The 12347-nt window shown below is 53.6% G+C and carries 15 protein-coding genes; 6 read left to right on the top strand and 9 right to left on the bottom strand.

The annotated features are described in order from the left end of the window. Positions 1-36: 36 nt before the first annotated feature. The 5 genes from nadE to BM181_RS07050 form a co-directional block, all read right to left on the bottom strand. On the bottom strand, positions 37-813 hold the full coding sequence (gene nadE, locus BM181_RS07070) for an NAD(+) synthase (protein WP_075443348.1): 777 nt from the start codon (positions 811-813) through the stop codon (positions 37-39). Between the two features lie 14 nt (positions 814-827). Next, positions 828-2045 (bottom strand): nicotinate phosphoribosyltransferase, encoded by a 1218-nt coding sequence (gene pncB, locus BM181_RS07065; protein WP_082336219.1) that lies wholly within the window; start codon positions 2043-2045, stop codon positions 828-830. Between the two features lie 39 nt (positions 2046-2084). Continuing rightward, positions 2085-2642, bottom strand: coding sequence for a cysteine hydrolase family protein (locus BM181_RS07060; RefSeq protein WP_075443344.1), 558 nt, complete (start codon positions 2640-2642; stop codon positions 2085-2087). Positions 2643-2657: 15 nt separating this feature from the next. Beyond that, positions 2658-3449: an NUDIX domain-containing protein gene (locus tag BM181_RS07055; protein WP_075443342.1), complete on the bottom strand. Its 792-nt coding sequence runs from the start codon at positions 3447-3449 to the stop codon at positions 2658-2660. A 129-nt stretch (positions 3450-3578) separates the two neighbouring features. Then, on the bottom strand, positions 3579-4532 hold the full coding sequence (locus tag BM181_RS07050; protein WP_371263014.1) for a LysR family transcriptional regulator: 954 nt from the start codon (positions 4530-4532) through the stop codon (positions 3579-3581). A 105-nt stretch (positions 4533-4637) separates the two neighbouring features. Between BM181_RS07050 and BM181_RS07045 the strand changes: the two genes are divergently transcribed. Beyond that, a complete protein-coding gene (locus BM181_RS07045) occupies positions 4638-5753 on the top strand; it encodes a 5-methyltetrahydropteroyltriglutamate--homocysteine S-methyltransferase (RefSeq protein WP_075443338.1) in 1116 nt (371 codons plus the stop codon). Positions 5754-5767: 14 nt separating this feature from the next. Here the strand turns inward: BM181_RS07045 and BM181_RS07040 are convergent, their stop codons facing one another. Together BM181_RS07040 and BM181_RS07035 are read right to left on the bottom strand one after the other, a co-directional pair. Then, positions 5768-6580: a tRNA 2-thiocytidine biosynthesis TtcA family protein gene (locus tag BM181_RS07040; protein WP_075443336.1), complete on the bottom strand. Its 813-nt coding sequence runs from the start codon at positions 6578-6580 to the stop codon at positions 5768-5770. A 147-nt stretch (positions 6581-6727) separates the two neighbouring features. Further along, the gene (locus BM181_RS07035) at positions 6728-7093 is read right to left on the bottom strand and encodes a hypothetical protein (protein WP_075443334.1); all 366 of its coding nucleotides are present in this window, start codon (positions 7091-7093) and stop codon (positions 6728-6730) included. A gap of 187 nt (positions 7094-7280) precedes the next feature. Between BM181_RS07035 and BM181_RS07030 the strand changes: the two genes are divergently transcribed. Genes BM181_RS07030 through BM181_RS07015 form a run of 4 tightly spaced genes read left to right on the top strand, consistent with a single transcriptional unit; the run spans position 7281 to position 10981 of the window. Next, positions 7281-8306, top strand: a complete 1026-nt coding sequence (locus BM181_RS07030) for an aldo/keto reductase (RefSeq protein WP_075443332.1) — start codon at positions 7281-7283, stop codon at positions 8304-8306. A gap of 5 nt (positions 8307-8311) precedes the next feature. Then, positions 8312-9148 carry a flagellin lysine-N-methylase gene (gene fliB / locus BM181_RS07025; RefSeq protein WP_082336224.1) on the top strand — a complete coding sequence of 279 codons (837 nt, stop codon included), beginning with the start codon at positions 8312-8314 and terminating at the stop codon, positions 9146-9148. A gap of 12 nt (positions 9149-9160) precedes the next feature. Beyond that, complete coding sequence (locus tag BM181_RS07020; RefSeq protein WP_075443330.1) at positions 9161-10369, top strand: MFS transporter; 1209 nt, start codon at positions 9161-9163, stop codon at positions 10367-10369. Between the two features lie 39 nt (positions 10370-10408). Continuing rightward, positions 10409-10981 carry a peptidoglycan recognition protein family protein gene (locus BM181_RS07015; protein WP_075443328.1) on the top strand — a complete coding sequence of 191 codons (573 nt, stop codon included), beginning with the start codon at positions 10409-10411 and terminating at the stop codon, positions 10979-10981. A gap of 202 nt (positions 10982-11183) precedes the next feature. Here BM181_RS07015 and BM181_RS07010 read toward each other — a convergent pair whose 3' ends face one another. Further along, the gene (locus BM181_RS07010; RefSeq protein ID WP_075443326.1) at positions 11184-11378 is read right to left on the bottom strand and encodes a hypothetical protein; all 195 of its coding nucleotides are present in this window, start codon (positions 11376-11378) and stop codon (positions 11184-11186) included. Between the two features lie 47 nt (positions 11379-11425). Beyond that, positions 11426-11638 (bottom strand): hypothetical protein, encoded by a 213-nt coding sequence (locus tag BM181_RS07005; protein WP_075443324.1) that lies wholly within the window; start codon positions 11636-11638, stop codon positions 11426-11428. Between the two features lie 470 nt (positions 11639-12108). Between BM181_RS07005 and BM181_RS07000 the strand changes: the two genes are divergently transcribed. Continuing rightward, on the top strand, positions 12109-12347 hold a 239-nt coding region (locus tag BM181_RS07000; protein ID WP_143092131.1), incomplete at its 3' end, for a helix-turn-helix domain-containing protein.

Here is a 12347-nt window from a genome sequence, read left to right as displayed (position 1 = left end):
TCTGACAACTGTTGCGTGGTTTTTTCTTACCCTTTGTTATCTTGCCACCATGGGCATGGGCGCTAGTTTATGTTTGTTGCAGGCGTGGAGATGGTCGATCTTTTTTTTGATGGTTTCGTCTTCGCAGCTGCCGGTCTTGATGTAGCGGTCGAGTACGGCGTAGGTAAAGCCGAGGTTGTCTTCGTCGGTCTTGCCGCAGAGACCATCGGCAGGGGCTTTGTGGAGAAGGTGGGCGGGGAGAGCGAGTTCCTGCCCGATGGCCAGCACTTCATCGACAGTGTAGGCGGCCAGCGGCGCGACGTCGCCGGCACTGTCGCCGTATTTGGTGCTGTAGCCGACATAGTCTTCGGAGCGGTTGCAGGTGTTGATGACGCGCCCGCCGCCTGGAATGCCCTGGGCGATGGCGTAGAGCGTTGCCATGCGGAGCCGTGGCGGGAGATTCTGCTGCAGGGCATCGGTGACGGAGAAGTAGAAGTTGTTGTGGGTTACGGCTTCGGTGTATTGCAGGGCTTTTAGCATTTCTTTATAGGGCGTGCCGATATTTACGATGCGGTAACGGATGGCGAGATGTTTGACGAGGCTCAGGGCATCATCAAGGTCTGCCTGGATGCCGTTGGGCATCAGGACACCGATGACGCGGTCTTTGCCCAGTGCCTCCACGCAGAGGGCGGCGGCCACGGAGGAGTCTTTGCCGCCTGAGATGCCGACTACTGCCTGGGCCTCGGGGCCGTTCTTGCTGAACCAGTTCTGGAGAAAGACGACGATTTTCTGTTTGTCTTTCGCTGCCTGGAATCTTGGATATGCCTGTTTCATGATAGCTGCCTCCCTCAGTCGTTGTGCCTTAGCCGCCAGTCGATGGCCCGCTGCAGATAGTCGACGTATTCCTGGTTCTTGCACATGCCTTTGCCCGGCGTGTCGGATATCTTGGCCACGTCCTGGCCGTTGCATTTGGTCACTTTCATGACGATGTTCAATGGCTCGGCGTAGGTGTCGTTGGAAATATAGGTGCCGATGCCAAAGGCGGTCTTGGCCTTGCCCTGGAAATAGCGGGCAATCTTATCGGCTTTGGCAAAGTCCAGCGAATCGGAGAACAGCAGGGTCTTGGTGGCGGGATCGATGCCGAGCCGCGTGTAGTGGTCAATGAGCTTGTCGCCCCAGGTAAAGGGGTCGCCGGAGTCGTGGCGGACGCCGCTGAACAAGGTGGCCAAGGTCTTATCGAAGTCGCGCAGGAAGCAGTCGGTGGTGATGGTGTCCGTTAGCGCAATGCCGTTGTCGACACCGTATTCCTTTACCCAGGCTTCGAGGGCGACTTTGTTGGAGTAGGCGGGATTGTAGAGATGGTTGCCCTGGCCCATGCACATGATCCATTCATGGGCCATCGTGCCCACAGGCTTCACGCCGTATTTTTTCGCCAGATAGACGTTGGAAGTGCCGACAAAGCAGGAGCGCAGTACATCGCTGCGGTCAAGGTCAGCGAATTGCTCAATGGCATATTCCTGTACCTCGGCACAGAGCCGGCGGCGCAGGCCAAACTCGGAGAAGACGGGCAGCCAGTAGTTTCCGGCCCGCAGCATATCGGCTTTCTTGCGGGTGCGCTCCTTGGCATCGGCGACGAGGGCCTCGTAGTCGGGGCGGAAGCGGTAGTAGACTTCGTTCACGATGGCCAGCGTCGGGATCTCATACATGGACGTGTCAAGCAGTGTGCCGTTGGTCTCGATGATAAGGCCGCAGGCACCGCCAGCTTCGATGGTGAAGTCCGCGAAGTTTGGCCGCCAGAGGCGCAGGTGATTGATATAGGATTTCTTTAGCCATTTGATGCCAGCAAGATAGCTGAGTTCTTCTTCGGTAAAGCGCAAGGTGCAGTAGGCCTTTAGCTGTTCCCTGATTTCTGCGACCATTGCCGGCGTGAACTGCACGTCCTTATTGCGGCATTTGAAGGTCCAGGTGGTTTCGTATTCGCTGGCTTGATGGAAGATGGCCTGGCCCATGCTGAACTTGTAGAGATCGGTTTCGAGCAGCGAGTGGATGATCTGGTTGAACTTCATGGCTATTTCCTCCTCAATCATATAGAGATTATTTTCGGTTTATTTCCGCCAAGGCTCCTGTCCCTGGTGAAGGACGTTCACCTGGATGGTTTTCATGGCTGCAAGGGCTGTATCGTGGGACTCTGGCGTGACACCTGCGCAGCAGGCTGCATCGACAACGATGGGGACGTCCGGCAGTGCCGCTTTGGCGATGACGGCGTTGGAGAGCACGCAGATATCGGTGCAGAGACCGATGAACTCGATGGACTCGACGGTGGAAGAATATTTCTGCTGCAGCAGGTTGCCAAGGGCAAGCGAGCCAAACGTCGGTTTATCGATGATGGTATCGCCCTCGGCTATGGGCAAGCGCTTGTCAATCTGCCAGCCAGCTGAGTCCTTGAGGCAGTGGGGGACAGGCAGGTGCTTGCCCTCCTCGGTGTCCAGGTAGTCTTCGTGATGCGTATCACGCGTGAAGATGAGAATGTCGCCATTCTGTCTGGCCGTTTCAATCTTTTGACATACAGGGGAAACAATGGTGGCAGCTTCCTTGGAGCCAAGGGCACCATCGATGAAATCAACCTGCATATCTACGACAATCAGAATCTTTTTCGTGCTCATTTTCTTTCCGTCCTTTCAAATATCACGATTGCTGGGTAAATACTTGTACAGCGTCGTTTTGCGTTTGCCTTCCTGGGCGTATTGGCCAAGTTCCTTGACGCGGTGTTTGCCAAGGTAGTCGCGCATGAACATGCGGCGGAAGTTCGGCTTGTCGAGCTTCTGGAACAGGATGGCCTCATGGATGCGCAACAGCTCTAAGATATCGAAGCGGTCTTTGTCCTGCAGCAGAGAGAAGGCATCGTCGGTATAGTTCAGCCGCCCGCGCAGGCGCTTTAGCGCCGTTATGATCAGGTCTTCATGATCGAAGGCGATGTTCTTCATCGTGAGCGAGCATTTATCGCCGACGAAATAGATGGAAAGGTCGCCGTTTTCGTCATAGCCCTTGCGTATCTTGAATAGTTTTGCTTCTTTGGCGTCATCGCCGGCCTTGGGCTGGAGCAGTCCTTTGGGCACCAGTGCGGTGTAGACCACGCTGACCACATGGGTACGCGGGTCGCGGTCGGGGGTGCCGACCGTGATGAGCTGCCGCAGGTCGATGCCATCGTCGGCCTTTATGCCGGTTTCCTCGTAGAGTTCGCGGGCTGCGGCTTCGTCAATCGATTCCCTGCCGGTTTCCAGAAAACCTCCGGGGATGGCCCAATAATCCTTGTAGGGATGATTGCCGCGCTTGATCAAAAGGATATTGAGCTCGTTGTCATCGTCCATCGTGAAGATGATGACATCGGCTGTGACGGAAGGCCGCTCGTATTTTGACACGTCATATTGGTCGAGGAAGGCTTTCTCCGCCGCTGTTTGTTCCTGATCCATGAAAACACCTCATTTCCTGACAGACTGGGTTCGTACCTTTTGTTGTAGTCTGTGTGACTTTTTTATTTATTGTCTGTTTGACTATGTATAGTATAGTCTTATTGACTATATAGGTCAATGCTTTTTCGATTAGGTTTCGATTAAATCTTTCAAGATGGTGAGGTAGGTTTGCGTCAGCCGCGAGGGCCGCGTGCTTTTTGGCAGGATGTAGCCGATTTCCATGTAGTCATCGACAGCGAGCGGGCGGGCGATGATGTTCGAGCCGTTGAGTTCTTCGCTGATGACACCGCTGCAAATGGTATAGCCGTTGAGGCCAATCACCATGTTGAAGAGGGTGGCGCGGTCGCAGACGACGATTTCCTTGTCGACGGTTTCGGTGCTTAGAATCTCTTCGGAGAAATAGAATGAGTTGTGGCTGCCCTGCTCATAGGAAAGGCGTGGATAGGGGGCAAGGTCGGCAAGCGTGAGCTGCGCTTTGTGGGCGAGCGGACTGTTCTTGCTGATAAAGACATGGGGCTTGGCGGTAAAGAGCGGGGTGAAGGCCAGATTGTTTTCCTTTAGCGTCTTGAGGAGGATGGAACGGTTGAAGGTATTGAGGTAGAGAAGGCCTGTCTCACTGCGGCGATGGGCGACGTCATCGATGATGTCGTAGGTCTGCGTCTCGCGCATGTGGAATTCGTATTTGCTGCCATCATAGCGGCGTATGAGTTCGACGAAGGCTTCGACCGCAAATGAATAATGCTGCGACGAGACGCAGAAATGCTGCTTGAGCGGCGACTGGCCGAGATAGCGTTCGTGCATGAGGTCGGCTTGCTCGAGGATCTGGCGGGCGTAGCCTAGGAGTTCATCGCCGGCAGGGGTTACTTCGATGCCTTTGTTGGAGCGCGAGAAAATCGTGATGCCATACTCCTGCTCGAGGGACTGGATCGCAGCGGTAAGGCTCGGCTGCGCGATGAATAGTTTTTTGGCGGCCTCGGTGATGTTGCCGGTCTCGGCGATCGTCACGGCGTAGAGAAGTTGTTTGAGTGTCATGATCTGCCTCCTGTGCATGATGGTATTATGCGCTATTATAGCATCTGCCATAGATTTTTTCTATGAACAAAGCGATGTTTTATGTATTTTACAGAAAGACCGGAACTCCTTATCATAAGAGCAGCAACAAAAAAGATACCGAAAGGATGATGGATCATGAAGACAATCTATACACCGTGCCGTTATGATTTTGTAGGGAGTTTCCTGCGCCCGGCGAAACTGAAGGAGGCGCGTCAGCTTTTCAAGCAGGGGAAGCTCAGCCAGGCGGAGCTTGATGCTGTGACCGATGAGGCCGTGCGCGCTGTAGTCGCCAAGCAGAAGGCCGCAGGGTTCCATGTGATAACCGATGGCGAGTTCCGCCGGGCTTACTGGCATCTCGATTTCATGTGGGGCTTTGAAGGCGTTGCCCATAAGGAAGGCGGCGGCGTCCAATTCAATGGGGAGGTCGCTGCGCTCGATGAGACGTGGCTCGTCGGCAAAATCAAGGCCAAGGCGCATCCGTTTGTCGAATACTTCCGCTTCCTCAAGCAGTTCGAGGATGAGCAGACGGTGGCCAAGTATACGATTCCGGCGCCGGCGCAGATGTATCAGCAGTTCATCATCCCGCAGAATATCGCGGCGACGCGGAAAATCTATGCGACTGATGACGAGCTCATCGCCGATATCGCCGCTGCCTATCGCGAGGTCATCACAGAGTTTTACGCAGCGGGCTGCCGCAATCTGCAGTTTGATGACTGCACCTGGGGCGCTGTCGTCGGCGATGCGGCCAAGCAGCGCTATGAGGCCTTGGGGCTCAATCTGGAGGAAGTCAAGCGCCAGCTGCTCACGGTGAACAATCTGGCGCTTGCGGGTAAGCCTGCGGATATGGTCATCAATTCGCATATCTGCCGCGGCAATTATCATTCGACCTACTTTACGAGCGGCCCTTATGATGCGGTGGCTGACTACGTCTTTGCGCAGGAGCATGTCGATGCGCTCTACCTCGAGTATGATGATGAGCGTTCGGGCGGTTTTGCGCCGCTGGCCAAGGTCTCGCCCGATAAGAAGGTCGTGCTCGGGCTGATTACGACGAAGACGCCGCAGCTTGAGGACAAGGAGGCTGTGATTGCCCGCATCCATGAGGCGGCAAAGTATGTGCCATTGGAGCGTTTGTATCTTAGCCCGCAGTGCGGGTTTGCTTCCTGTGAGATCGGCAACAAGCTGACCGAGGAAGAGCAGTGGGCAAAACTTGCGCTGGTAAAAGAAATCGCCGAGCAGGTCTGGGGACACTGACGGCGATAAAGAGGTTATTTCTGTTTGATGTTATTGCCCATATAGCGGTAGTATGTCTCGCGCATTTCCTTGCGGCTTTGTGCCGCCGGCCAGAGCTGGCCGAGCGAGCCTTCGCGCATGGCCGCGGCGAGGTGATTGTAGCAGTCGGGGATGGACTGGTCAAGGCGCGCGATGAGCTCCTTTATCGTCTGGCGGCTCGTATTGCCATCGTGCGGACAGGGGTTCTTGACCGGATCGAAGCCGTGGAACGCCTGGGCGTCGATGATTTCCTGCTCGCGGAAGTAGATGAGCGGGCGGATGACGGTGACATCCGTGCGGTCAAGGTAGGTGACCGGCGTGAAGGTATGGAGCTGTCCCGAGTAGAGCATGCCCATGAAGAAGGTCTCGACGGCGTCGTCGTTGTGATGGGCATAGGCGACCTTGTGGATGCCGTGCTCGCTGGCGTAGCGGTTCATGGCTCCGCGGCGGAAGAAGGCACAGGTGAAGCAGGGGCTCTTGTAGTCGGTCTCGGCCATGGCACCCTCGATATCGACATCGATGACATCATAGGGGATGCCGAGCTCCTCCATGAAGGTGCGGGCGCGGTTGATGTCGAAGAAAGCGGGCTGGCCGTCTTTGTCCTTGAACATCGGATTGATGGTCAGTGCCGAAAGCGCGAATTTCTTATGCAGGCGCTGCTGCAGAATCTTCATGGCATAGGCGAGGAAGATGCTGTCCTTGCCGCCGGAGATGCCGAGCAGGATATGGTCGCCATCCTTAATCATGTCGAACTCGACGATGGCGCGCAGCAGCTTGCTGAAATAGGCCTGGGGGAGTTTTGCGTTCATGGGGATACCTCGTTTTCTTTTTGAAATGCAATAGGTCTATTATAACGGAAAAAGGGGATAAATACAAAAAAGCCGCTGGCATGTTGTTGCTAGCGGCTTTGTGTAGTTTTCCTGCATTTGCCCCTCATCGAATCCTTGATGCTTGTGTTAAGCGGTGATATTGATAAAAGAGCCAGCTAAAACGCTGTCCATATTGTTCTGATAGTGGCGGATTTCGCGCTGCTCTCCTGGCGAGTAGTTCGTAGCGAGCGTCAAGTTCTTGCCGGTGCGCGAATAGGTATGCGAAGTTACCACATTATCGCCATGAAGTGTCAAAACAACCATAGCTCCATCAGACATACGCTTGGTAATCGTGGCACTATCCACAGTTTCACGTTCCGCAGGTACGTCGCGTTTGGTTGGAGCCTCCTGTGATGAATCCGTTATTGCTGCTGCTGCCCGGATAGCTGAGATTCCCGACGCAGCCAGGCTCCAGATACTGGATGACCCGTTGATTGCACCGATGCCGCTCATATTGATCCCTCCTTTGCACGGTGCAGATGCAGGAAAGACTACTACATATAATTATACCATTAATTGAAAGTTCAGACAATATAATGAGCATAAGATTTGTAAAAATATTTGGGCGTTGAGAGGGAATCTTGGTATAATTGATAGTAAGAGCTAAGCTTTGTGTGTATATATGAGGGAGGCAGTGAGCATGAGACAGGTGACGCTAGGGACAACGGGCATCACAGTGCCGCAGAATGGCTTTGGTGCTTTGCCGATTCAGCGTGTGACGAAGGCGGAGGCCGTAGAGCTTTTGCGGGCAGCATACGAGGGCGGCATGCGCTATTTTGATACGGCGCGCGCTTACAGTGACAGTGAGGAAAAGCTCGGCGAGGCATTCCATGGCATGTGGGATAAGGTGTTCCTCGCGACGAAGACCCATGCCAAGACGCCCGAAGGCTTCTGGCAGGATCTGGAGACGTCGCTGCGGCTGCTGCAGACGGACTGCATCGATGTCTACCAGTTCCACTGCGCTGACCAGTGCTGGCGCCCCGGCGATGGTTCGGGCATGTACGAGGCGATGCTGGCGGCCAAGCAGCAGGGCAAGATCCGTCATATCGGCGTGACCGCGCATAAGATCAAAGTGGCATTTGAATGCGTGGAGTCGGGCCTGTACGAGACGCTGCAGTTCCCGTTCAGCTATCTGGCTTCGGAGCAGGAGATAAAGCTCGTCAAGCTCTGCCAGGAAAGAAATGTCGGTTTTATCGCGATGAAAGGGCTTGCGGGCGGGCTCATCAACCGCTCCGCAGCAGCCATGGCCTATATCGCGCAGTATGACAATGTCCTGCCCATCTGGGGCATCCAGCGCCAGCAGGAGCTAAGCGAGTGGCTTTCCTATATGCAAGAAACGCCGGCCATGGATGCGGAGCTTGCTGCCTATATCGAAAACGAGCAGAAAGAGCTCAGCGGGGAGTTCTGCCGTGGCTGCGGCTATTGCATGCCGTGTCCGGCGGGCATCATGATCAACCAGTGTGCCCGCATGTCGCTGATGCTGCGCCGCGCGCCGTCGGAGGCCTGGCTGACGCCGGAGATGCAGGCCGAGATGAAAAAGATCGAAGGCTGTTTGAACTGCCGTAAGTGTACGACGAAATGTCCCTATGAGCTCAATACGCCGGAGCTTTTGCGCAAGAACTATGAGGATTACAAAAAGGTTTTGGCAGGCGAGGTAACGGTTTGAGCTTGGTGACGATTTATCCGGACTTTTATAAGGACTTTCAGTGCAAGGCGGACAAGTGCCAGCATACTTGCTGTGCCGGCTGGGAGATCGATATTGATGAAAAGACTGCGGGAAAGTACCAAACACTTCCAGGGGCTCTTGGCGATACCATCCGCGAAAATATCATCGCGGTCGCTGGCACCTGGCAGTTCCGCCTGCGCGCAGATGACCGCTGCCCCTTCCTGCGTGCGGATGGCCTTTGCGAGCTCATCCGCACGGCAGGCGAGTCCGTGCTCTGCGACATCTGCACCAATCATCCGCGCTTCTTCGTGACGGTGGGCCCCTATGAACTGGCTGGTGTCGGGCTCAGCTGCGAGAAAAGCTGCGAGCTGCTGCTGGCAGGCTCTGGGCCGTTGTCCTTTCACGACGAAGATGGCACCAAGGTCACGCTATCTAGCTTGCTGCAGCAGCTGGGGCTGCAGCTGCCAGCAGAGGACCTGTGCTACCAGCGGGGTCTCACCAGGGAGGATGCGGTCTTTGTGCTGGACTGCCTGCAGCAGACCGAGCCCATAGATGCAGCGTGGACGGCCCAGCTGGCGCAGCTGCGGGAGATGCAGCTGGCTGCGGATGCTGGCGTGCCGCAGGTCTTTGACCGCATCTATCAATACATCCTGTATCGCGCCCTCGAGCATGTGCCCGTGTATGGTATGGGGGCGGTGCTTTCCTATGCACAGCTCAATACGGACTATATCTATCTGAGCGAGCAATTGACCGGTCAACTTGACGAGTCAATCCGCCGCTGGTCGGAGCAGATTGAGTACAGCACCGAAAATGTCAGAATACTACTGGAATCATTGGCCTGATGGGAGATTTGCATGCGTATGGATAGCCGTAAGATACTAGCCGTCATCATGATGGCATCGTTTTTGACGCCCTTTTCCGGTAGCGCCCTGATCCTGTCGCTGCCAGCGATCGGGCAGGAGTATCAGGTGGGAGCGGACACGCTGAGCTGGGTGATCGAGTCGTATCTCATCACTTCTTTCCTGTTCCTGCTGCCTATGGGTCGGGCCGCTGACCGCTGGGGCAAGGTGCGCGTCTTTGAGCTGGGGAATCTTCTGTTCATGCTGTTTTCCCTGCTGCCTGCCGTGTTTGATTCCTTTGCGCTGCTGCTTAGCGCCCGGGCCTTGCAGGGCATCGGCTCGTCGATGATCTTTGCGACGAGCACATCGATCCTGGCTGATGCCTACCCGGGCAAGAACCGCGGCAAGGCCATGGGCTGGATGGTTTCAGTGGTCTACGCGGGGCTGTCTTTCGGCCCCGTTATTGGTGGGTTTATGAACGATGGTCTTGGCTGGCGCAGCCTGTTCTGGTTTATGGCGCTTTATGCAGGACTCGTCCTGGTGGTGGCCCTGAAAGTGCTCAAGCATATGGCCGGCGCAGCTGCACCGGCTCGGGAAATGCCAAAACTATCAGTCAGCCTGTTTACCGAAAACCGCGAATTTACGCTTTCGTGTCTTACGGCCATGCTCAACTACAGTGCGACCTTTGCCATAAGCTTCCTGCTGTCGCTCTACTTGCAGAGTATCCTCTCGATCAGCGCCAAGACGACAGGTTTTATCCTGCTGGCCCAGCCGGTGCTGATGATGTTGCTCTCGCCACTGGCAGGCTCGCTGTCGGACCGCAAGCCCGCAGCTGTGCTCTGCTCCCTCGGCATGGCCATCATCACGGTGGGGCTCATTGCCTTGGCGGCGATTACCAAGATGCAGCTGCTTTGGCCTGTCATTCCGAGCATCCTTATCATCGGCATCGGCTTTGCCTTCTTCGCGGCGCCGAACAACAACGCCATCATGAGCTCCCTGCCGCGCAAGTATTACAACATGGCCTCATCGCTTTTGAGCACCATGCGCCTGGGCGGGCAGGTACTCAGCATGGCACTGGTCACGCTGCTATTGGCCATTTCCTGGCCGCCGCTTTCGCCTGTGGCCTCGCTTAGCCGCAATATCTCGCTGGCGTTCTTGTTCTTTTCCGTGCTTTGTTTTCTGGGGGTGATTCCCTCGTTATTGCGCCAGAAAAACAAAAGTTAAATGCCAGGCTGATTTTTCGCCGGATAGGGGGAATAGCTTATGAACAGACGTGAGTTTTTATATTATAGTGCGGCGTTATTGCTGGGGCAGATGGCAGGCGGGCAAAAACTGGCAGAAGCGGCTTATTATGAACCGATGATTTATAAGCGCTTTTTCCAGTTTACGGAATATGAAGAGCGCCCCGGTACGGAGTTTTTGGTGATTCATCATACCGGCTTCCCGAATGAGGATAAGGATTCCACGGCGGCGGCTATCCATAAATTCCACCAGCAGGAAAGGAAATGGGCCGGAATCGGCTACCATTACCTGATCCGCAAGAATGGCATGATCGAGCAGGGGCGGCGCCCTGAGGCAGTGGGGGCGCATGCTTCGCATTATAACAAGAAATCTGTGGGGATATGCTTGGCGGGAAATTTCGAAATCGGGAAGCCGACAGAGGCGCAGATGGATGCTGTCAAGGAACTTTGCCGCTGGCTGTGCCGGAAATATGACTTGGATGCCAGGCAGAAAGGCGTGATTGTCGGGCATCGTGATTTGAATGACACCCTTTGTCCGGGCAAACATCTTTATAAGCGCTTGGGAGAGATCCGCCGTTTCTGTGCGGCTGTATAATTATTTATTGCTCGCAATAGACCCTGCATGGTATAATACAATAAAGAACAGGTAAGCAGGTGCGTCCGCCCCTTATTGGTGGGCGAGTGGCGGCTACTTGTTCTTTTTTGTATCAGCATTAATCACTTCCTCCTTCTGAAACACAAAAAAAGAAAGCACATCTGATGATATGCCCTCTGCCACGACTTAGCCTATATCGCTATTATTTACCTTTTGCTGCCAGAATAATTTTATGACCACCACCGATAGGGAGTTTCATTTGTGTTTCATCTACGTTTGCTGCCATAGAATTTGCATTACTGTCATGGCAACCAGGACGAGGACGAGGAAAAATTTTCCCACCAGATACCTTGTCCATTTCCATGTTGTCCATCTTGTTCATGAATTTCTTGTCCATTTTATTTTCCTCCTCACATTCTGATGATATGCCCTCTGTCTGGTTCTTCAGCCGCACACCTTCTTATAAAATTTGCCAATCAGTTTTGGTACTATGTCATATCCCAGACCGTCAATAGCAGTCTCAATTAATCCTTTCAATGTCTTTGCAGGCGGTTTAGAGACTTGTTTGATAGCTTCTTTGAGAGTATCAAATAAACCTCCACCAGCTACCATGTCCAGTTCCATATCGTCCATTTTGTTCATGAACTTCTTGTCCATTTTATTTTCCTCCTCACATCTTAGCGTGTTGTTATCTTGCTTTCTGTTCTTTATATCCCCGAAGTAGGGAAAGTGTTTAGAAGAAAATAAAATTTTTTTCACTACGCCTAGCAATTAATTATGGCTCATCAGACCAAAATCGGGTCGCTCTTGAGAGGGGCTTTCGGTTCTTCAGCTTTTACCTCGGTGAATTCTGCATTCTTGCTGAATCGATTGCAGAGCTGGACGCGGGGGGCGGAGAGGAGCATGAGCTCATTGATGTGTAAAAAATGGTCTGTTGATGAAAACAGGCTTGTGTACCGCGTAAAAGAAAACAACATAGAAATTGCCCAGTCTAAAGGGCATTACTAACGGATGGCCGTCCTTCGGGGCGGCTTTTTGCATGGAAATAATTGGAACGCTGGGATTTGCAGTATCTGTAGAGACCCCCATAAGTTAGACCAAGGAATCTAACTTATGGGGGTCTTTTTATGGCAAAATATAGTGCAGAATTTAAATGTAAGGTAGTCCAAGAGTATTTGAATGGACATATAGGATATACTGCCTTAACAAAAAAATATGATATCCCTTCCTCAAAATGCATTCAAGCGTGGGTCGGAAAATATCGTAGAATGGGGAAAGATGGGCTTCAGCGGTCAAGAAAAAATGAAACCTATTCTTTTCAATTCAAAGTAAATGCTGTAGAGTTATATTTAAGTACAGAGATTTC

Origin of the sequence: Pseudoselenomonas ruminantium, assembly GCF_900113715.1 — a bacterium.
GTDB lineage: Bacteria > Bacillota > Negativicutes > Selenomonadales > Selenomonadaceae > Selenomonas_A > Selenomonas_A caprae.
Note: the sequence above shows the minus strand (reverse complement) of the source record. Positions and strands in the feature narration are given on the sequence as shown.